We start from the raw sequence: 19789 nt of genomic DNA on the forward strand, positions 1-19789 counted from the left end.
AGATCCGGCGCGCGAGCGAGCAGACATCCCCCCAGGTGGCGCGCGCAGTCGGACACCCCGCTCAAGCGGGACGAGGGCGGCGGGTTGATCAGTGGCAGCAGATCAACCCGCCGTTTCGTGTCTCAGGGGTTCGTTTTCAATCTGGGGCAGACATAGGGACCAACGGGACAGTGGGCCGGATTTTCAGAGGCGAGAGCCTCCACAAGGTGGATGGAAAGGGCAGGGTATCAATCCCGGCCCTGTTTCGCCGTGTGATCGAGGCTTCGGACCCGAACTGGACCGACGGTCTCAATCCGGAACTGATCATCGTTTATGGTGACCACCGCCGCCGCTATCTCGAATGCTACACCATCGAGGCGATGCAGGAGGTGGATGCCAAGATCGCGGCCCTGCCGCGCGGCTCGAATGCGCGCAAACATCTGCAACGCCTCTTTCATGGTCAGAGCTTTCCCACCTCGGTCGACGAGACCGGGCGTCTGGTGCTGCCTGCCAAGCTGCGCAAGAAGATTGAGCTTGAGGATGAGGCGTTTTTTATCGCCGCAGGCGATACCTTTCAGATCTGGAAGCCCGAAACCTACGAGACCGACGAACTGTCCAAGACCGAGGAATGGCTTGACGAGTTCCCCGATGACTTTGACCCGTTGATCCTGCTCGACAATCCGGACGGGGTCTGACCCATGGCCGCTGCCGCCGCCCCGACACCGAACGCCCCGCATATCCCCGTCCTCTTGCGCCCGCTGATTGCTGCTGTGGCGCCGGTGCAGGGGGTGTGGCTGGATGGCACTCTGGGGGCAGGGGGCTACGCCCGCGCCTTGCTCGAGGCTGGCGCGGATCAGGTGATCGGCGTGGATCGCGACCCGCTGGCGCATGAAATGGCGCGCAGCTGGGGGGCAGAGTATGGCGACCGGTTGCGCCTTGTGCTGGGCAATTTCGCACAGATGGATGACTATGCCACCAATCTTGATGGCGTCGTACTCGATCTGGGCGTGTCCTCGATGCAGCTTGATCAGGCCGAGCGCGGCTTTTCCTTCATGAAGGACGGCCCGCTCGACATGCGCATGAGCCAGGAGGGCCCAAGTGCGGCCGATCTGGTCAACACCGCTGAGGAATCCGACCTGGCGGACATCCTCTATCTCTATGGTGAGGAACGCGCGAGCCGGCGGATCGCCCGCGCGATCGTCAAGGCACGCGAGCAGACCCCGATCGAGACAACGCTGCATCTGGCGGGGCTGATTGAACGGTGCTTGCCGCGCTCCAAGCCGGGGCAGGCGCATGCCGCCACCCGCAGTTTTCAGGCGATCCGCATTGCGGTGAATGACGAATATGGCGCGCTGATCGCAGGGCTTGAGGCCGCCGAGCGCGCGCTGAAATCCGGCGGGCAACTGGCGGTCGTGACCTTTCATTCCATCGAGGACCGGATCGTCAAACGATTCCTGACGGCGCGGTCGGGCGGGGGCGGCACCGGTAGCCGCCATGCCCCGGAAATCACCCGCGACGCACCGCAATTCACCCTCAAATCGCGCAAGGCCATCGGTCCCGATGACGAGGAACTGGCCGTAAATCCGCGCGCCCGGTCGGCCCGGTTGCGCGTTGCCACGCGTACCGATGCCCCCGCAGGGCGCAGCGAGCGCAGTGCTCTGGGTGTCCCCATGTTGAAGGGAGCGAAATGATGCGCAGCATTCTCTATGTTCTGACCGCGCTTTCCGTGATCGGTCTGGCCTTTTGGGCCTACCGCGAGAATTACCGCACCCAAGAGGCGCAGGCCAAGGCGCAAGCCCTGCAAAACGCCATCGGCGAGGCGCGCGCGCGCCTGCGGGTGCTCAACGCGGAATGGGCCTATCTCAACCGCCCTGACCGCCTGATGGACCTCGTTGAACTGAATTATGACAAGCTGGGCCTCTTGCCCCTGCAACCCTATCAGTTCGGTCGTGTGGATCAGGTCTCGTTCCCCAAGCCTGCTGAATTGCCGATCACCAACCCCGTTGACGTGTCCAACATGGAGCAGTTCCCATGATCCGCACTCCGCTGCGCCCTTTGGCGCGCATTCTTGACGCGCGCAACCGGGGCGAAAATCCCGACGCCATCGAGCGTGAGAACATCCGCCTGCGGCACGAGGAAATGCGCGACCGCGCCCGTCGGCGCGCCGAGGGGCGGCTGTTGGTGTTGGCGGGGGTATTCTTTGTGGCCTTCTCAATTGTGGGCGGGCGTATGGCGGTTCTGGCCGGCACCGAACCGAGCGAGCCCACGACCAGCGTCGCGGGCGCGCAAATCTTTGCGCAGCGGGCCGATATCGTGGATCGCGAGGGGCGCATCCTGGCCACCAATTTCGACACGCATAGTCTCTATGCGCAACCCCAACAGATGATCGACCCCGAACATGCCGCCGACAAGCTGGTCGAGATCTTTCCCGATCTCGACCGCGCGCGGCTGATCAAGGATTTCACTGGCACGCGCAAATTCCTGTGGATCAAGAAAAAACTCAGCCCCGAGCAGAAGCAGGCGGTGCATGATATCGGCGAGCCGGGCTTGCTCTTTGGTCCGCGCGAAATGCGGCTCTATCCCAACGGGCGGCTGGCCGCGCATGTGCTGGGCGGAACCAGCTTTGGCCGCGAGGGGGTGCATGCCGCCGAACTCGTCGGCGTGGCAGGCATTGAGCGGCATCAGGACGCGCGGCTGCGCGACCCGGCGCAGGCGCATGAACCCTTGCGACTCTCGCTCGACCTCAGCGTGCAGGCGGCGATGGAGCGGGTGCTCTTTGGCGGCATGAAGATCATGAATGCCAAGGGGGCCGCAGGTATTCTGATGGACGCCCATACCGGCGAAGTGGTGGCCGTGGCCTCTCTCCCCGATTTCGACCCCAATGACCGCCCCGCGCTGCCCACCTCCGGCAGCCCTAGCGACAGCCCGCTGTTCAATCGCGCGGTGCAGGGTGTCTATGAATTGGGCAGCACCTTCAAAATCTTTCCCGTGGCGCAGGCGCTTGAGCTGGGGCTGATCAACCCCGAGACCATGATCAACACCAAAAGCCCGATGCAATGGGGCAAATTTCGCATCCGCGATTTCAAGAACTACGGCCCGGAACTGAGTGCGACCAAGGTGATCGTCAAATCCTCCAACGTCGGCACAGCGCGCATTGCGCTTGAAATCGGAGCCGCAAGGCAGCGCGAGTTCCTTGAAAGCTTGGGGTTCATGTCCCCCGTGCATCTGGAAATCGCCGAAGCCTCTGGCAGCACACCGCTCTTGCCAAAGAACTGGTCCGAGTTGTCCACCATGACGATTTCCTATGGTCATGGCCTCTCGGTCAGCCCGATGCATCTGGCGGCGGGATATGCAACGATTGCCAATGGTGGACGGCGGGTAACGCCCACGTTGTTGCACGACCCGACCCGCACCCCCGGCGAGCGGATCATCACCGAAAAGACATCTGCCGCGATGCGTGAGATGCTGCGCCATGTCGTAACCGAAGGCACGGCAAGCCTCGGCGAAGTGCCGGGCTATGCGGTGGGCGGCAAGACCGGCACTGCCGATAAACCCAAGGAGCGTGGTGGCGGCTATTACAAGGACAAGGTCATCTCGACCTTTGCCAGCATCTTTCCGGCGCATGACCCGAAATACGTGCTGGTGGTCACGCTCGATGAGCCGGTCGAGACATCGGGCAGCGAGGCCCGCCGCACCGCAGGCTGGACCGCCGTTCCCGTGGCCGCTGAAATCATCCGTCGCGTCGCCCCGCTTCTGGGTCTCAGACCCGAGATTGAACCCCGCCCGCTTGCTGCTATAAGCCTGACATCGAATTAGGCCGGAACGGGGCAGTGCGGTGGGGCAGATCAAGACATTGGCGGCTTTGGGACTGACCGCCCAAGGTGGGCGTCAGGCCAATATCACGGGGTTGGCGGTGGACAGCCGCGAGGTGAAGCCGGGTTTTCTCTTTGCCGCGCTGCCGGGCACCAAGGTGCATGGCGCGGAGTTCATCCAATATGCGTTGCGCCAAGGGGCGGGGGCGATCCTGACCGACGCCACCGGCGCTCGGCTGGCACAGGATTTCCTCAGCCTGAGCGATGCCGCCCTTGTGGTGGCCGAAGACCCGCGTCAGACGCTGGCCTTCGCCGCAGCTCTCTGGTTCGGCGCGCAGCCCGAAACCATGGTCGCGGTGACCGGCACCAATGGCAAGACATCCGTGACCACCTTTACCCGGCAGATATGGGAGCGGCTGGGGTTTTCGGCGGTCAATCTGGGCACGACCGGGGTCGAGGGGGCCTATAGCGCGCCCCTGGGTCACACCACACCAGAGCCGATCACCCTGCACCGGATGCTGGCCAAGTGCGAACTGGCGGGCGTCACCCATGGCGCGATGGAGGCCTCCTCTCATGGTCTGGCACAACGGCGCCTCGATGGTGTGCATCTGATGGCGGCAGGATTCACCAATTTCACGCAGGATCATCTCGATTATCACGCCAGTTTTGACGAATATTTCGCGGCCAAGGCGGGACTTTTCGCGCGTGTCCTCCCCGAGGATGGGGTGGCCGTGATCAACATCGACGACCCGCGCGGGGCCGAGATGGCGTCTATCGCCACCGAACGCGGGCAGGACCTGATCACCGTCGGGCGTGCGCCGGGGGCCGATCTGCGCCTCATCGCGCAACGGTTTGACGCGACGGGCCAGGTGCTGCGCTTTGAATGGGAGGATGATGTCAATCAATTGCGCCTCGATCTCATCGGCGGATTTCAGGCGGAAAACGTGCTGCTTGCGGCGGGGCTGGTGATCGGGGCGGGTGCCGATTCCGAACGGGTGTTCGAGGTGCTGCCGGACATGCGGACGGTGCGGGGGCGCATGCAACTGGCCGCAACGCGCGACAATGGCGCGGCTGTCTTTGTTGACTATGCTCATACCCCGGATGCGGTGGCCACTGCGATCAAGGCGCTGCGCCCGCATGTCATGGGACGGCTTATTGCCATCGTGGGCGCAGGCGGCGACCGCGACCGCGCCAAGCGGCCCCTGATGGGGCAGGCTGCGGCGGCCCATGCCGACCGGGTGATCGTGACGGACGACAATCCGCGCTCGGAAAACCCGGCCAGCATCCGGGCGGCGGTGATGGAGGGCTGTCCCAGGGCCACCGAGGTGGGCGACCGTGCCGAGGCGATCCTGCGCGGCGTCGATGCGCTGGGGCCGGGCGATGCGCTGCTCATTTGTGGCAAGGGGCATGAGACAGGGCAGGTCGTCGGCGATGACGTGCTGCCCTTTGATGATGCGGAACAGGCGAGCATCGCGGTCACGCTGCTCGATGGGGGGCGGGTATGAGCCTTTGGTCGGCACAAGAGGCGGCGGAGGCCACGCAGGGCCGCGTGGCAGGCGATTGGCAGGCCACGGGCGTGTCGATTGATACCCGCACGCTCAAACCCGGAGATCTTTTCGTGGCGCTCAGTGCCGCGCGCGACGGGCATGAGTTTGTGGCGCAGGCCTTGGCCAAAGGGGCGGCCGCGGCGCTCGTGTCTCGTATCCCCGAGGGGTTGCCCGTCGATGCCCCGCTCTTGATCGTCACTGACGTCCAAAAGGGCCTTGAGGATCTGGGCCGTGCGGCGCGCGCGCGGTCACAGGCCCGCGTCGTGGCCGTGACCGGATCGGTCGGCAAGACCTCGACCAAGGAAATGCTGCGCGACGTGCTGGGCCATCAAGGCCGCACCCATGCCGCCGAGGCCAGTTACAACAACCACTGGGGTGTGCCGCTCACGCTCGCGCGGATGCCGGTGGACACGCAATTCGCGGTGATCGAGATTGGCATGAACCACCCCGGCGAGATTGCACCTTTGGCACGTATGGCGCGGCCCCATGTGGCGATTGTGACAACGGTCGCGGCGGCGCATCTCGAGGCGTTCGAAGATATCGAAGGCATTGCCCGAGAAAAGGCCAGCATCTTTGAAGGGCTGGAGCCGGGCGGTGTGGCCCTGATCAACGCGGATATTTCCACGACATCCATTCTGCGCGCCAAGGCCATGCAACATGCTGCGCGCGTCCTCAGCTTTGGCACCACGCGCGGCGCGCATCACCGCCTGCTCGATGTGGAACTGCATGATCACGTCACCGTGGCACGTGCGCGCGCCTGGCGCTCCGCGGTCGTCTACAAGGTCGGCGTTCCGGGGCGGCATTTCGCGATGAACGCGCTGGCGGTTCTGGCGGTGGCGCAGGTTCTGGGCTGCGACCGGGCCGTGGCCGTGGCCGATCTGGCCAGTTGGGCCCCGCCTGCCGGGCGCGGCACACGCGAGGAGCTGGTGCTGGATCTGGCCAGCGACGGGATGAGCATTGACCTCATCGACGATGCGTTCAACGCCAACCCCACGTCGATGGCCGCCGCACTCGAAGTTTTGGCCGCAGCGCATCCGCGCGACGGTGTGGGCCGTGTTTCGCGCGGGCGCCGGATTGCCATTCTCGGCGATATGCTGGAACTCGGGCCGGATGAGGCGATGATGCACGCCGGGCTTGCCGACCTGCCCTACATGGCGCGGATCGACGAAATTCATTGCGTCGGCCCTCGGATGCGCGCCCTGTGGGATATTTTGCCCGAGGTGCGGCGTGGCCGTTGGGTGGCCAGCGCCGAAGAGCTGGCCGCGCAGGCGCACCGGCTGATCGACGCAGGCGATGTGGTATTGGTAAAGGGTTCCAAGGGCAGCCGGGTGAGCCTTGTGGTTGACGCGCTCCGGCGCGTGGGCCGGGTGACAGAAGAAGGACAGGTCTGATGCTCTATTGGTTGACCATCTGGTCGGATGGTGGGGATTTCTTCAATCTCTTCCGCTACATCACCTTTCGGGCTGGCGGGGCCTTCATGACTGCGCTGATCTTTGGCTTTCTGTTCGGCGCGCCCTTGATCATGGTCCTGCGCAAGCGGCAGGGCAAAGGGCAGCCCATCCGCAGCGATGGCCCCGAGGGACATTTTTCCAAGGCGGGCACGCCCACCATGGGCGGGCTCTTGATTGTGGGTGCGCTTGTCACTTCGACCCTGCTCTGGGCGCGCCTCGACAATCCTTATGTCTGGCTCGTGCTTTTCGTGACGCTGTCCTTTGCCCTCATCGGCTTTGCTGACGATTATGCGAAGGTCAGCAAGCAGAACGTCAAGGGCGTCTCAAGCCGTGTGCGGCTGGGCCTTGGGTTTCTCATCGCGCTCATTGCGGCCTATTGGGCCGGACTGCATCATCCGGCAGAGTTGCAATATCAACTTGCGCTGCCGGTGTTCAAGGATGTGCTGATCAACCTCGGCTTTTTCTTTATCCCCTTTGCGATGTTCGTGATTGTGGGCGCCGCCAATGCGGTCAACCTGACCGATGGTCTCGATGGGCTGGCCATCATGCCGGTGATGATCGCCTCGGCGGCGCTGGGCGTGATCGCCTATACGGTGGGCCGCGTCGATTTCACCGAGTATCTGGGGCTGCATTACGTGCCGGGCACGGGCGAGATCCTGATCTTTGTCGCGGGGCTTGTCGGCGGTGGTCTGGGGTTTCTGTGGTATAACGCTCCGCCTGCGGCGGTTTTCATGGGGGATACCGGGTCTTTGGCCTTGGGTGGTGCGCTGGGGGCGATTGCGGTCGCCACCAAGCACGAGCTGGTGCTGGGCATCGTGGGCGGCCTCTTTGTGGTCGAGGCGCTCTCGGTCATCATTCAGGTGCTCTATTTCAAACGCACCGGCAAGCGGGTGTTCCTGATGGCCCCCATCCATCACCATTACGAGAAAAAGGGCTGGGCCGAGCCGCAGATCGTGATCCGTTTCTGGATCATCGCGCTCATTCTGGCCATGATCGGATTGGCGACGCTGAAATTGCGCTAAAGCGCGTCGCGTCTGATCGGAGTCACCTCGCCCCGGCCCCCGGGCCGGGGCCTGCGCCTAATTGAGCGAGGTCCCGGGTCAAGCCCGGGACGGGTCTGTTCTCGGTTGAGCGCAACGCGCCCCAAGGTGGAGGGCCTCAGCCCTCCATCCAGATCGTAACCGGCCCGTCATTGATCAGCGATACTTTCATATCCGCCCCGAACCGGCCCTTTTCGGTGGCAATCCCCAACCCTGCGATCTGCCCTGCGAAATAGTCATAGAGCCGCTTGCCGGTCTCGGGGTCTGCCGCCGTTGAAAACCCGGGCCGATTGCCGCGCGAGGTATCGGCGGCCAGTGTGAATTGGCTGATCACCAGAACGCTGCCGTCGATGTCGGTCAAACAGCGGTTCATCTTGCCCGCCTCGTCTGGGAAGATGCGCAGCTTGGCAATCTTGGCCGCCAGCCGCTCTGCATCCGCTTCGGTATCGCCCTGCATGGCGCAGACAAGGATCAAGAGGCCCCGCCCGCATTGGCCGATGACCTCGCCATCGACGGCGACAGAAGCCTCAGAGACACGTTGCAATAGCGCGCGCATGAAACCCTCCAAACATCGTTGCGCTTAGCCGAGCAGATCAAGAACCTCGTCCAACCCCGCCCGGCTGGTGCGAAAGCTGTTGGCGGGGTGGTCCGTATCGGGCAGGCCAAAGGAAATGGCGCAGAGGATCAACCGGCTCTCGGGCAGGTCGAAATGCGCGCGGATCATCGGCGCATAGGCCGCAACAGAGGCTTGCGCGATGGTGCCCACGCCCAAGGCCGTCGCGGCCAGCATGAAGGCGGTGATGAACCCGCCGCAATCCATCGCGCCATAAGGGCCAAGGGCCGCCTCGGAATGCACGATCGCCACATGCGGCGCGTCGAAGAGGTGATAGTTCCGCATGGATTGCTCGGCCCGTCCGGCGCGGTCGTTGCGCGCGATACCCGCAGCCTCATATAGTTGCAGGCCGCATTCGCGGCGGCGGGCACCATGGGCACCGGGATAGCTCTCGGGCCAGGGCAGATCCGGGCCGGGGCGCTCATTCTGCACCGCGGCGAGCAGTGCGTCGCGAAACCGCGCGGTTTCATCCCCCCGCGTCACGGTCACGCGCCAGGGCTGGGCATTGCACCAGGACGGCGCGCGCCCTGCGGCCTCGACGATCTTTGCAATGGTCTCTTCCGGCACAGGATCGGGCCGAAAGGCGCGGCAGGAATGGCGGGCCTGCAAGAGCCCCTGCAAAGTTGAAAAATTGTCCGTCATTCCGTGATGTCCTTGCCCGGCCTTGATCCATCAGGCCCATGGCCTTGCCCGATGATCATAGGGAGAGTTTCGTGGCATATCCATGCCCCGCCCGGCGGTTTTCCGCCGCCTGTGCCCTACACCACACCCTGCTCCAGAGCCACGACATAGCCGATCGCCCCGGCGATCAACGCGCCGATGAGAACGGCAAGGGCGACTTTCCAGACCGACCACGGACGCTCGCCCTGCACCCGGCCTGTGCGGCCATTGACCACGAAACGATAGGTCTCGCCCCGGTATTTATAGGCTGCGAGCCAGACAGGCAGCAGGATGTGTTTGAAGGTGACGTCGCGGACTTCGGTGTTGATCTCGTGGATTTGTTGACGGTCGCCGCCGATGTCAAAACGCACATCGCGGGCGATGATCGCATCCATTCGGGCGCGCGCCTCGACAAATCCGTGTTCGAGTTCGAGATTGTAGCCCTCTGCGCGGAACCCGGCGAGATATTCAGGGTTATAGGGCACCAGTGCGGCCAGATCCCAGGGTTCGAGCGCGTCGGTAAATCGCTTGGGCAGGGAATTCGACGCCAGCACCAGCACATCGTCGAAAAACCGCGCCACCCGACCTGCGGCCGGGGTCCAGCGGATCTTGGGCACCTGCACGGTCTGGCGCTTGCCATCGCGGACGACGGTCTGACTCTCGTAATAGACCGTGCCGCGCGCGCCCCGGTAGGTGGATTTCGTGTCGGCGTCAAAGGTCCAATAGGGCACGTAGATGCCCTGCATCCGCCGCCCCTTGCGGGCATAGTCCTTGAGCCCGTTCGGCGCGAACCACAGCCGCCCCAGCCAGTCGGTCATCGCCTTGCGCGCGGTCGCCTCATCGAGGGCGAAGGGCAGCAGCGCGCGCGGCTTGATATGGCGTTGTGCGCCGGTATCGGTCACGACCGGCGAGGCGCAGAACGGGCATTCGGCGGCATGGGTATCGCTGCCCAGTTCCACCTGCGCGCCGCAGCTTGTGCAGGTGGTGCTGCGGATCTCTTCCATCTCTTGCACGGGCAGTTGATCGCGCAGGGCGCGCTCAAAATCCAACTCCTTGATCCCGCCCTGCCAGGGGCTGCCGGTCGCGATGGGATGAACATCGCCGCAATGGTCGCAGATCAGATGATTGGCACCCGGATCATAGCGGTAATCCGCGCCACAGCTGGCGCAGGGAAACCGATGCTGGGTTTCGGTCGTGACAGGGGCGGGGGGCGGGGAACTCTGCATTTGGCTCACAGGATTTGATGCACGGCACGTGGGGTGATGCGGCGCAGCGCCCCATCCCCCAAGGCTGTGTGCCGCCAAAGATTGAAAGTGGCGTGCAGCGCAGAGGCCGCTAGCAGCGCCAAGAGCAGTTTTCGCGCCTCTGGGCCGGGCAGGGCATGACCGAGTGCCTCTGCCGTCAGTGCGAGGGCCCCCCATGCCAAAAGCAGATAGAGCGCGCGGTGCAACCACGGATGCAGCGCGCGCAATCCTCCCTCCAACTTTGGCCCCGGCCCGTTCAAGAGACCAAAGACCAGTGCCAGCGCGCACATGACCAGCGCCGAGACTGCATAGACCAACGATAACCAGACTGTCGCCCCGCCATCGCCCAACACGAACAGCAGCAACATCAGGTTCAGCCAGTGTAGTGTGATCGTCAGGCTCCGGCGCATGGGTCACGCACCTGGCGGCGGCGGCGGCATTACTGTAAAGAGCGTGGCCAGCTCCGTCACATCTTCGGCCCGTTTCCAGCCGTCCTGCCCGGCGGTCCAGACAAAGCTGTCGCGGGTCAGCTTGCCCTCCGTCACCATGCGACCAAGAGAGGCCTTGGAATAGGGGCCATGGGTCTGCCCGTTTTCGGCAATGTGCCAGACATGTTCTACCGGTGGCGGCGGCGGGCTCTGGGTGGCGGGGGCAGGGCGGGCGCCCCAAGGCCCCTGATCCGCCATCTGCTGCGCCATGGCCATGCCCATCCCCATGCCCAATCCGGCACCGATGCCCGCGCCGCCGCTCGGGTTCTTGGCGGCGGCGGTCATCGCCTCTGCGGCGGAATACTGGGTAAAGCGGCCCAGATCGCCCGCGATCCCCATCGAGGTGCGCTTGTCGAGCGCCGCTTCCACCTCGGGCGGGAGCGAGATATTCTCGATGTAAAACTCGGGGATGCTGAGGCCGTAATCGGCGACCACCGTTGAAATCTCGCCCGCCACCAGCTTGCCCAGGTCGGCGGTATTGGCGGCCATGTCGAGCACGGGGATACCGCTCCCTGCGATGATGCGCGAAAACGCCTGCACGATGATGTTGCGGATCTGAAAGCTGATCTCGTCCATGGTGAACTCGCCATCGGTGCCAACGATTTCCGAGAGGAATTTCGCGGCATCGACCACCCGCACCGTGTAGGTGCCAAAGGCGCGGATGCGGGTCGGCCCGAACTCGGGATCGCGCAGGATGATCGGGTTCTTGGTGCCCCATTTCAGATCGTTGAACCGCGTCGTCGCGACAAAATAGATCTCGGATTTGAAAGGCGATTTGAAGCCGTGATCCCAATGTTGAAGGCTGGTCATCACGGGCATGTTGTTGGTCTCGAGCATATAGAGACCGGGGGTAAAGACATCGGCCAACTGCCCTTCGTGGACAAAAACCGCCGCCTGCCCCTCGCGCACCGTCAGCTTGGCACCATATTTGATCTCGTGGCCCTCGCGCTCGAACCGCCAGACCATCGTGTCGCGTGTGTCGTCGGTCCAGTGGATGACGTCGATGAACTGGCCGGAGAGAAAATCGAAAATGGGCATCGGGATACTCCTTTAATCGGAAAGTCGAGGATCAGACCGGCCCGCCCGCCCGCGCATCGAGCAGACGGCGCAGGATGGGGCGGGCCTCGTCGGGGGTCATGCCGGGCTTGAGGTCGGGATGATAAAGCAGCCACAAAAGCTCTTCATCATGGCTGGTGAGAAGCGCAAATTCATCGTCGTCGTTGAAGATCGACGGCCGCGCTCCGGGGAAATCGTCAGCCAGCCCCAGCCCCTGCGCCAGTTCCTCATGCACGCAGGATTGCCGCATGAGGGGCGGGTGTTCGGCCCGGATGAGCGCAATCGCGCGGCGATAGACGTGATCCTCACCTTGGCCTGAAAACGCCACTACCAGACAATGGATCGTACGCGGCATGTCGCGGAAAATGGCGATGGTGTTTGGCCCCGCCTCGGGGGCAAGCTGACGGATACGCGCCAGCATGGTATCGCGGTCATCTTCACCCATGAAGAGGACGTGGAAATTGGCCGCCCCTCCGCCAGTGGTGATCGGGTGGCGGGTGACACGCGCCAGCCGCGCGGCATAATCGGCGACCAGACGGCGATCCTCGGCGCGTTGTGCTCCGGTGACAGAGGCGCCGAATTCGGTGTTGATCCGAACCGGCCCCACCCATTTCCGCAGGCCCCCGGCCCGCCCCGAGGAGGGGCGATAGCCTGCACCCTGCTGGTACTCGTCATAAAAGGCGATACGCTCGAAATTACGCAGAATGTCGGTGTCGGTATAGGGCGTGTCCGGCCCGCCGCCATCGCGGCGCAAGAGGCCGCGACTGAGCAGGTCGGATTCGACCCGCTGGTAATAGCTGGCCAAGGCCAGACTATTGGCCGAGGGGCCGGAGGGCGCTGGCGCTGACGCTACGGGGCGCTCAGTCGGGCGCGCCGAGGACGTGGGCGGTGCAGGCATATCGCAAGCGGCCAGCGCCGTCAGCGCCAGCCCCAAGATGCCCCATTTCAGCCAGTCGGCGCGCATGCCGCGCTTAGCCCTTGGGCACAGCGGTGCCTGCGGTGTCGCCCACCCCATCGCGCCGCGCCTTGGCCGAGGCCAGCGTGTCGCGCAAATCGGCCTCCATCTTTTTCAGGTCTTCCTCTGCCTTGGCCCGTTTGGCCTTGCCCTCGTCTGCGATTTGCAGGCTTTCCTGAATGGTGCCGATGAGATCGGCATTGGCCTGTTTCACGGCCTCGATGTCGAACACGCCGCGTTCCATTTCCTGACGGATCATCTTGTTGCTCTCGCGCAGGTTCTTGGCATTGGCGGTCAAAAGCTCGTTCGTCAGGTCATTGGCATCGCGCACCGCCGCCGCCGCCTCTGCCGAGCGTTGGATCGTGACCGCCTGCGCCAGTTGGGTTTCCCACAGTGGCACGGTGTTGACGAGGGTCGAGTTGATCTTGGTGACAAGGCTCTTGTCGTTTTCCTGCACCAGCCGGATCGAGGGCAGGGATTGCATCGTCACCTGGCGGGTCAGCTTGAGATCATGCACCCGCCGCTCCAGATCGTCGCGCGCGGCGCGCAGATCGCGCAGTTCCTGCGCCTTCATCACCTGGTCATTCTCCGGCGCGGCCTGAACGGCGGCTTCGGCGGCGGGAATGTCGTTGGTGTCGAGCTCTTTCAGCTTGGCCTCGCCCGCCGCGATGTAGAGGGCAAGCTCGTCGTAGAAGGCCAGCGTTTTCTCGTAGAGCATGTCGAGCGACTTGATGTCCTTCAAGAGCGTATGCTCATGCGCCAGAAGGTCATCGGTGATCTTGTCGATCTGGCCCTGCACCTGCTCGAAGCGCGCCGTGAACTTGGCAAAGGGGGCGGCGCGACCCAAGAGCTTTTCCCACCACGACCGCTCGCGCCGCACGTCAAGCTCCGAAACCGAGAAGCCGCGAATGGTGGTGACGATCCCGCGCAGGCTATCGCCCGCCGGCCCCACATCCTTGTTGCGCACGCCTTGCAGCATGGCTTGGGAGATTTCCTGCAATTCGGCCTGCGCGGCCGAGCCGAACGACACGATGGATTGCGTATCGCCCATGTCGATTTCGGCCATGCGGCGGGTGATCTCGGCGCTTTGCGGCGCATCGGCCTGCTCGAGCGGCACGATGGCGTTGGCCGCGGCGGGTTCGGGCAGCACAGCGCGGCTCACGGCCTCGACATCCTTGAGCACGGCTTCGGCCTTCTGGCGGGTGGTCTCTGACATGAGTGTGGTCCTTTTTACGCTAAATCTTTGGTTTCAAGGTGAACGCCCTCGCGCTCCAGCCGGTCACGCAACACGTCGATTTCTATATCGAGATCGGTGGTGCTGTCCTGCATCAGCGCGCGGGTTTTGGCGGTGAAATTCTGTTCCAGATCGCTGAGGAGCGCGAGGTATTTGTCGCGTGCAGCGGGGTTGGGGGCGCGGGCGTGCAGATCGGCGAACTTGACAGTCGCGTCGCGCGCGCCCATCAGATAGACGCCCAGATATTTGCGCGCCGCTGTCAGATCGCGGGGGTCATCCTCAACCGTGCGCAGCATGTCGCGCACCGTGATCTGGAACCGCTCAAGCCGGGTTTCCGCCTGCCGGTCGCCGGCACGGCTGAGCGCGTCGGTCATGGCGCGCAGGTAATCCTCGGCCTGATCGACCACCCGCGCCACCCGGTCGCTCTGAAAGCTGTCGACGCCCTCCATCCCCTTGTCCTTGAGCGGATCAAGACCAAAGGCGAAACTGTGAAGAACCGCGCCGAGCATGGCATAAATAAGAGGCTCCAGAAGCCCGCCGCCGCTGGCAAAACCCGCTAGCCCAAGGCCCGCGCCGGTGAGCGCGGAGGCAAAAATCTTGCGCGGGATGGCCGGGCGACGCGCGATCTTGCGCGCCTCATAGGCCTCTTGCGCCAGAATCCCCTCGCGGGTGAGCCATGCCGCCAAGAGCAGCGCGCCGAGTGCGGCAAGGTTGAACGCCAATTCCACCGGACCCGAGGCAAAGGCCCGCGCAGCCAATGGCAAAGGCGCAAAGAACAAAAGGTTCACGCGCCCGCCCGCCCGCGTCCGCCGTGCGCCACGAAAGCCGCCCCGGTCCGGCACGGACGCGCCCTTGTCCGCGCCATCGGGGCTGTATTTGCCGCCAAAGCGCTGCGCCATCACACGCCCCCCGTGGCCGCGACAAACAGGATCAGCGCCACCAGCAGAAGGAACGCCAGTTTCTGAAGTCCCGTATCACTCATGGTGCCCCCATTGCCGGTTTCCATACGCCTGCCATGAACTTAGGCGATGGGGGTCCGGCTTGCTAGGGGGAAGATTTCAAACCCCGGCGCAAGGGGTGGAGCAGGGAATGAGTATTTTTCCAAGAAGAAGCCGGGGATCACACGCCGATCTTGGGCCCCAGGCACATCAGCGGCGCATCGGAGCGGCGCACCTCGTAGAGTTCCGAGAGGCTCTGTTCCCCGGCAAAGCGTGCGATCAGCCCCTGTTCGGTGCGCTCAAAGCTCCAGCATTGCGGATCGGGGCGGTTGTCATAGACAAAGCAGATCAGCCCGCGCTCTTCATACCAATGCCCGTCCTGACACTCGCCATCGAGAAAGGACCAGCGCACGCGACGGTCGGGCAGATACTCCTCACCCCCATAGGGCGCGCCGCCCGCGCCATAGTAAAAGGTCTGGCCGCGGGTATAGGCATCGAATTCCTCTGCCGACATCTGCGCCAGGGCCGGGGCCGCGACAAAGGCAACAAGGCTGGACAGGATCAGGGCGTGCATGAGATCAGCCTGCCAGATCGGGTGCCATGCCGCCAGAGGATTCGCGCCAGCACGCGGCGCGGCGATCCATGACGCGTCGCCAGAGCGGCGGCACCAACGCCAGCACCGCCATCACCGGTAGAGACTGTGGCAGGGTCGGCATGCTGGTGCGGTCGAGTTGCAGCGCCGGATAGGGGCGGTGTGGTGTCACATGGTGATCGGAATGGCGCGGTGCGTTCAGCGTCATCGCCGCCGACATCACATGCGGCGCGTTCCAGGAATGCTGCGGGCCGACCGGTTCAAACCGCCCATCCTGTCGCTGTGCCCGGCGCAACCCGTAGTGCTGCACATAGTCCGAAAGCAGGATTTGCACCTGGGCATAGCCCGCGATGAAGAGCAGCGCCGCCACCCCCGCCGCCCCAAGGCCGATCGCGACCGCAAGCACAAGCGCCCCCGCTCCGCCGAGGTAAAGGGTATAGGGATGTTGCCAGAGCGGTTGATCGGCATAGCGCCGCGAGTCGGCGCGCAGCCCCGCCTGAAACGCACCCGGCCAGGCGCGCAGAACGTAGCGGTAGAACCCTTCGCCGGGGCGGGCGCTGCTGGGATCGTCAGGGGTGGCCACATGCACATGATGCACCCGCAGATGCGCGCTCGCGTGATGGCCAAAGAGCAGCGAGGTATAGATGAGCCGCCCAAGTCGCCGCTTGGCGCGGGCACCGCGATGGATCAGTTCATGCGCCACGGGATGCGAAATCTGGCCCATGCTCAAGCCTGCGCTCAGCGCTACAAGCGTGCGCTCCACTCCGCTTAGTCCATTGCCCCCGGCCACCGCCCAGACCGCCAGCGCCAGCACCGCGAAATGCGCCAATCCCAGACCCACCAAAAGCCAGTCTGCGGTGGGAAATTCGGTCTCTGGATCGGGATTGCCGCCTGCGACGAGCACGCGATCCAGTGTGAACACCAGAACCGTAATCGTGCCCAAGGCCAGAATGCCCCAAACCCCACCCCAGAGTGCGGCAATCGCGGTCAGCAGCAGAGGCAGGCTTGCGGCAATGGAAAAGAGCGGCATCAGGCGTTCCCGATTTTTCCACAGTCTAATCCGGGGCAGGGGCGGCGCACAGGGTTTCCTTGCCGCACCCCGTCGCATTTCACGCCCTGATCAACGCGAATGGTGGCGCAAATGTCGTTTTTGAGGGCTCTACCCACATCCCGGCCCGCTAGGTTCGGTCGCAACAGGGAAAGAGGATGATCGCAATGGCATTGGATGATCGCAAAGGCGTCTGGAAATCCGGCACAGGCAAGGGCCGGCGCACGACCAAAGGGCGTCCGCTTGAAGATGGTGCTTGGGCAGAGGTTCAGGCGCTCTTGGGCGAGGGGCCGCGCCGGCGTGACCTTTTGATCGAATATCTGCACCGGATTCAGGACAAGTTCGGCCATCTGTCGGCGGCGCATCTGCGGGCCTTGGCCGAGGAACTGCGCCTGTCGCAAGCTGAGGTTTACGAGGTTGCCAGCTTTTACGCGCATTTCGACGTGGTGCGCGAAGGCGAGACCCCGCCGCCTGCTCTGACCATCCGCGTCTGCGATTCGCTAAGCTGCGAGCTGGCGGGCGCGCAGGCATTGAAATCCGCGCTTGAGAAGGGCACCGATCCCACGCAGGTCCGCATCCTGCGCGCGCCCTGCATGGGGCGGTGCGACACAGCGCCCGTGGTGGAACTTGGTCATCATCATATTGACCACGCCACGCCCGAGAGCGTTTTGGCGGCGGTCGCGGCGGGGGACACCCACGCGCATGTGCCGGATTACGAAGGATTTGATGCCTATCGCGCGGCGGGCGGCTACGCCACGCTGACCGATCTGCGCGCCACGACAAATGCCGACGCCGAATTCGAGCGCGTGCAGCAAACCCTACTCGATGCGGGGCTACGCGGCCTTGGCGGTGCCGGCTTCCCGTCGGGGCGCAAATGGGGTTTCGTGCGCGCCGAAGCCGGTCCGCGCTATCTGGCCGTCAATGGCGACGAGGGCGAGCCGGGCACCTTCAAGGACCGCTATTACCTCGAACGCACGCCGCATCTCTTCCTTGAGGGGATGTTGATCGCCGCTTGGGCGGTAGAGGCCGCGCGCTGCTTTATCTACATGCGCGATGAATATCCCGCCGTTCTGCATATCCTCGCCACAGAGATTGCCGCGCTGGAATCGTCTGGGCTGATCGAACCCGGCTATGTCGAGCTGCGTCGGGGGGCAGGGGCCTATATCTGCGGTGAAGAAAGCGCCATGATCGAATCGATCGAGGGCAAGCGCGGTTTGCCGCGTCACCGGCCGCCCTTTGTGGCGCAGGTGGGCATTTTCGACCGTCCCACGCTGGTCAACAACATCGAAACCCTGCTCTGGGTCACGCGAATTCTGCGCGAGGGGCCGGAAATCCTGAACACGGTCGAGTTGAATGGCCGCAAGGGGCTTCGCTCTTACTCAGTATCGGGGCGCGTGAAAAAACCCGGCGTCCACCTCCTGCCCGCAGGCTCCACCATCACGGACATTATCGCGGCGGCGGGCGGCATGCTGGATGGGCATACCTTCAAAGCCTATCAGCCCGGCGGTCCGTCCTCGGGCCTCCTGCCTGCGTCGATGAACGATATTCCGCTCGATTTCGACACGCTGCAACCGCATGGCACCTTTATCGGCTCGGCGGCGGTGGTCGTGCTCTCGGATCACGACCGGGCGCGGGATGCCGCGCTCAACATGCTGCGCTTTTTCGAGGATGAAAGCTGTGGGCAATGCACGCCTTGCCGGGTGGGCTGTGAAAAGGCGGTCAAGCTGATGCAGGCCGACACCTGGGATCAGCCGCTCCTGACAGAGCTGTGCACCGCGATGGCCGATGCCAGCATCTGCGGTCTGGGACAGGCCGCACCCAACCCCATCCGCCTGACGATGAAGCATTTCGCTGACGAAATCTGAGCCAAGCGCAGGCTTCCATCTCCCTTCGATCCGCATTAGGTCAGAACTGACACGCGGATCGGAGGGCGCATGGCGTTTTTCTCGAAACTCAAGGAACGGTTATTCAAATCCTCTTCCAAGCTCGAAGAGGGGTTGGAGGCGATTGTAGAGGACGGACGCGCAGAAGAGAGCACGCCGAGTGTTACGCCGCCGCCGCCAGATGTGCCGGCCCCCGCGCGCCAAGAGGCCCCCGTCGCCCCATCTCCGCAAGAGGTGCCGCCGCCCGTCACCGAAGGCCTGGCACCGCCGCAACCGGTCGAAATCCCCGACGATCTGCCAGCGACCGCGCCGCGTGGCGGGCTCTTTGGTCGCCTGCTGGGGCGCGCCGCGCCCGAGGCGGCACCGCGCCGCGTGCTCGACGATGCCATGCTCGAAAGCCTTGAGGAGTTGCTGATCGGCGCGGATATGGGCGTGGATACCGCGCTCCGCGTCACTGCCAACATGGCCGAAGGTCGCATGGGCAAACGCCTCTCGTCGCAGGAAATCAAGGAACTTCTGGCGCAGGAAATCGCCCGCATCATGGACCCCGTGGCGCGCCCGATGCCGATCTATGCCAAGCGCCCGCAGGTGGTGTTGGTGGTGGGCGTCAACGGCTCGGGCAAAACCACGACCATCGGCAAGCTTGCAGCCCAGTTCAAAGCGGCGGGGAAATCCGTGGTGATCGCCGCCGGGGATACGTTTCGCGCTGCGGCGGTTGAGCAGCTTCAGGTCTGGGGGCAGCGCGCCGGTGTGCCGGTGATGACCGCACCCGAAGGGTCGGACCCCGCGAGCCTCGCCTTTGACGCCATGACCCGCGCCGAGGCCGAGGGCGCGGACCTCTTGATGATCGACACCGCCGGACGGTTGCAGAACCGCGCCGATCTGATGGAGGAACTGGCCAAGATCGTGCGCGTCATCCGCAAGAAGGACCCGAGCGCGCCGCATAACACCCTGCTCGTGCTCGATGCCACCACGGGGCAGAATGCGCTGAGTCAGGTCGCAACCTTCCAGAAGCTCGCCGATGTCTCCGGCCTGATCATGACCAAGCTTGACGGCACCGCCCGCGGCGGTGTGCTGGTGGCCTTGGCGGATAAATTCGGCCTGCCGATCCACGCCATCGGCGTGGGCGAACAGATCGACGACCTGGCGCCGTTCGACCCTCAGGAATTTGCCGCAGCCCTGACCGGGCTCGACGGCGAATGACCCTTTGCGCCTGTCATCTGGCCATAATTACCTCGGGGGGCTTGGG

The 19789-nt window shown here is 64.1% G+C and carries 19 protein-coding genes; 9 read left to right on the forward strand and 10 right to left on the reverse strand.

What is annotated here, in order from left to right:
* Positions 1-170: 170 nt before the first annotated feature.
* From mraZ to mraY, 7 genes are read left to right on the forward strand one after another with little or no spacing between them, the layout of a single operon-like run.
* Positions 171-674 (forward strand): division/cell wall cluster transcriptional repressor MraZ, encoded by a 504-nt coding sequence (gene mraZ, locus AACZ65_RS17415; protein WP_296636306.1) that lies wholly within the window; start codon positions 171-173, stop codon positions 672-674.
* A gap of 3 nt (positions 675-677) precedes the next feature.
* Positions 678-1670, forward strand: coding sequence for a 16S rRNA (cytosine(1402)-N(4))-methyltransferase RsmH (gene rsmH, locus AACZ65_RS17420; RefSeq protein WP_339673024.1), 993 nt, complete (start codon positions 678-680; stop codon positions 1668-1670).
* Positions 1670-2014 carry a cell division protein FtsL gene (locus AACZ65_RS17425; RefSeq protein ID WP_297542121.1) on the forward strand — a complete coding sequence of 115 codons (345 nt, stop codon included), beginning with the start codon at positions 1670-1672 and terminating at the stop codon, positions 2012-2014. Before rsmH ends, AACZ65_RS17425 begins: the two co-directional genes overlap by 1 nt.
* Positions 2011-3795, forward strand: a complete 1785-nt coding sequence (locus AACZ65_RS17430; protein WP_037268746.1) for a penicillin-binding protein 2 — start codon at positions 2011-2013, stop codon at positions 3793-3795. The genes AACZ65_RS17425 and AACZ65_RS17430 overlap by 4 nt, the downstream gene beginning before the upstream one ends.
* A gap of 19 nt (positions 3796-3814) precedes the next feature.
* Positions 3815-5296, forward strand: coding sequence for a UDP-N-acetylmuramoyl-L-alanyl-D-glutamate--2,6-diaminopimelate ligase (locus AACZ65_RS17435; RefSeq protein WP_339673028.1), 1482 nt, complete (start codon positions 3815-3817; stop codon positions 5294-5296).
* Positions 5293-6729: a UDP-N-acetylmuramoylalanyl-D-glutamyl-2,6-diaminopimelate--D-alanyl-D-alanine ligase gene (locus AACZ65_RS17440; protein ID WP_339673030.1), complete on the forward strand. Its 1437-nt coding sequence runs from the start codon at positions 5293-5295 to the stop codon at positions 6727-6729. The genes AACZ65_RS17435 and AACZ65_RS17440 overlap by 4 nt, the downstream gene beginning before the upstream one ends.
* Positions 6729-7811 carry a phospho-N-acetylmuramoyl-pentapeptide-transferase gene (gene mraY, locus AACZ65_RS17445; RefSeq protein WP_037268754.1) on the forward strand — a complete coding sequence of 361 codons (1083 nt, stop codon included), beginning with the start codon at positions 6729-6731 and terminating at the stop codon, positions 7809-7811. Before AACZ65_RS17440 ends, mraY begins: the two co-directional genes overlap by 1 nt.
* Before the next feature lie 136 nt (positions 7812-7947).
* Here mraY and dtd read toward each other — a convergent pair whose 3' ends face one another.
* The 10 genes from dtd to AACZ65_RS17495 all read right to left on the reverse strand — a co-directional run bounded on the left by dtd (position 7948) and on the right by AACZ65_RS17495 (position 16639).
* A complete protein-coding gene (dtd, locus tag AACZ65_RS17450; protein ID WP_339673033.1) occupies positions 7948-8385 on the reverse strand; it encodes a D-aminoacyl-tRNA deacylase in 438 nt (145 codons plus the stop codon).
* A gap of 24 nt (positions 8386-8409) precedes the next feature.
* Positions 8410-9084 (reverse strand): nitroreductase, encoded by a 675-nt coding sequence (locus tag AACZ65_RS17455; RefSeq protein WP_339673035.1) that lies wholly within the window; start codon positions 9082-9084, stop codon positions 8410-8412.
* A 116-nt stretch (positions 9085-9200) separates the two neighbouring features.
* Positions 9201-10328 carry a primosomal protein N' (replication factor Y) - superfamily II helicase gene (locus AACZ65_RS17460; RefSeq protein WP_339673036.1) on the reverse strand — a complete coding sequence of 376 codons (1128 nt, stop codon included), beginning with the start codon at positions 10326-10328 and terminating at the stop codon, positions 9201-9203.
* Between the two features lie 5 nt (positions 10329-10333).
* Complete coding sequence (locus AACZ65_RS17465; protein WP_339673037.1) at positions 10334-10756, reverse strand: hypothetical protein; 423 nt, start codon at positions 10754-10756, stop codon at positions 10334-10336.
* 3 nt (positions 10757-10759) lie between these two features.
* Positions 10760-11872 (reverse strand): SPFH domain-containing protein, encoded by a 1113-nt coding sequence (locus AACZ65_RS17470; RefSeq protein ID WP_339673039.1) that lies wholly within the window; start codon positions 11870-11872, stop codon positions 10760-10762.
* Positions 11873-11903: 31 nt separating this feature from the next.
* On the reverse strand, positions 11904-12824 hold the full coding sequence (locus AACZ65_RS17475; RefSeq protein ID WP_339673076.1) for a DUF2927 domain-containing protein: 921 nt from the start codon (positions 12822-12824) through the stop codon (positions 11904-11906).
* Positions 12825-12861: 37 nt separating this feature from the next.
* Entirely contained in the window at positions 12862-14061 is a 1200-nt protein-coding gene (locus tag AACZ65_RS17480; RefSeq protein ID WP_339673041.1) for a toxic anion resistance protein, read from the reverse strand.
* 14 nt (positions 14062-14075) lie between these two features.
* A complete protein-coding gene (locus tag AACZ65_RS17485; protein WP_339673042.1) occupies positions 14076-14978 on the reverse strand; it encodes a 5-bromo-4-chloroindolyl phosphate hydrolysis family protein in 903 nt (300 codons plus the stop codon).
* A 220-nt stretch (positions 14979-15198) separates the two neighbouring features.
* Positions 15199-15591 (reverse strand): hypothetical protein, encoded by a 393-nt coding sequence (locus tag AACZ65_RS17490; RefSeq protein WP_339673044.1) that lies wholly within the window; start codon positions 15589-15591, stop codon positions 15199-15201.
* Between the two features lie 4 nt (positions 15592-15595).
* Complete coding sequence (locus AACZ65_RS17495; RefSeq protein ID WP_339673045.1) at positions 15596-16639, reverse strand: alkane 1-monooxygenase; 1044 nt, start codon at positions 16637-16639, stop codon at positions 15596-15598.
* Between the two features lie 185 nt (positions 16640-16824).
* On the opposite strand from AACZ65_RS17495, the gene AACZ65_RS17500 reads away from it, so the two are divergent.
* Positions 16825-18522 (forward strand): NAD(P)H-dependent oxidoreductase subunit E, encoded by a 1698-nt coding sequence (locus AACZ65_RS17500; protein ID WP_339673048.1) that lies wholly within the window; start codon positions 16825-16827, stop codon positions 18520-18522.
* Positions 18523-18591: 69 nt separating this feature from the next.
* Positions 18592-19743, forward strand: coding sequence for a signal recognition particle-docking protein FtsY (ftsY, locus tag AACZ65_RS17505; protein WP_339673051.1), 1152 nt, complete (start codon positions 18592-18594; stop codon positions 19741-19743).
* The last annotated feature ends 46 nt before the right edge of the window (positions 19744-19789 follow it).

It is taken from the genome of uncultured Roseovarius sp., assembly GCF_963972555.1.
GTDB classification, from domain to species: Bacteria; Pseudomonadota; Alphaproteobacteria; order Rhodobacterales; family Rhodobacteraceae; genus Roseovarius; species Roseovarius mucosus.

Excerpts from the sequence above, each read along its gene's own strand:
- rsmH (WP_339673024.1), top strand. The coding sequence starts at position 678 with ATGGCCGCTGCCGCCGCCCCGACACCGAACGCCCCGCATATCCCCGTC.
- AACZ65_RS17425 (WP_297542121.1), top strand. The coding sequence starts at position 1,670 with ATGCGCAGCATTCTCTATGTTCTGACCGCGCTTTCCGTGATCGGTCTG.
- AACZ65_RS17430 (WP_037268746.1), top strand. The coding sequence starts at position 2,011 with ATGATCCGCACTCCGCTGCGCCCTTTGGCGCGCATTCTTGACGCGCGC.
- AACZ65_RS17440 (WP_339673030.1), top strand. The coding sequence starts at position 5,293 with ATGAGCCTTTGGTCGGCACAAGAGGCGGCGGAGGCCACGCAGGGCCGC.
- mraY (WP_037268754.1), top strand. The coding sequence starts at position 6,729 with ATGCTCTATTGGTTGACCATCTGGTCGGATGGTGGGGATTTCTTCAAT.
- dtd (WP_339673033.1), bottom strand. The coding sequence starts at position 8,385 with ATGCGCGCGCTATTGCAACGTGTCTCTGAGGCTTCTGTCGCCGTCGAT.
- AACZ65_RS17455 (WP_339673035.1), bottom strand. The coding sequence starts at position 9,084 with ATGACGGACAATTTTTCAACTTTGCAGGGGCTCTTGCAGGCCCGCCAT.
- AACZ65_RS17460 (WP_339673036.1), bottom strand. The coding sequence starts at position 10,328 with ATGCAGAGTTCCCCGCCCCCCGCCCCTGTCACGACCGAAACCCAGCAT.
- AACZ65_RS17465 (WP_339673037.1), bottom strand. The coding sequence starts at position 10,756 with ATGCGCCGGAGCCTGACGATCACACTACACTGGCTGAACCTGATGTTG.
- AACZ65_RS17470 (WP_339673039.1), bottom strand. The coding sequence starts at position 11,872 with ATGCCCATTTTCGATTTTCTCTCCGGCCAGTTCATCGACGTCATCCAC.
- AACZ65_RS17480 (WP_339673041.1), bottom strand. The coding sequence starts at position 14,061 with ATGTCAGAGACCACCCGCCAGAAGGCCGAAGCCGTGCTCAAGGATGTC.
- AACZ65_RS17485 (WP_339673042.1), bottom strand. The coding sequence starts at position 14,978 with ATGGCGCAGCGCTTTGGCGGCAAATACAGCCCCGATGGCGCGGACAAG.
- AACZ65_RS17490 (WP_339673044.1), bottom strand. The coding sequence starts at position 15,591 with ATGCACGCCCTGATCCTGTCCAGCCTTGTTGCCTTTGTCGCGGCCCCG.
- AACZ65_RS17495 (WP_339673045.1), bottom strand. The coding sequence starts at position 16,639 with ATGCCGCTCTTTTCCATTGCCGCAAGCCTGCCTCTGCTGCTGACCGCG.
- AACZ65_RS17500 (WP_339673048.1), top strand. The coding sequence starts at position 16,825 with ATGGCATTGGATGATCGCAAAGGCGTCTGGAAATCCGGCACAGGCAAG.
- ftsY (WP_339673051.1), top strand. The coding sequence starts at position 18,592 with ATGGCGTTTTTCTCGAAACTCAAGGAACGGTTATTCAAATCCTCTTCC.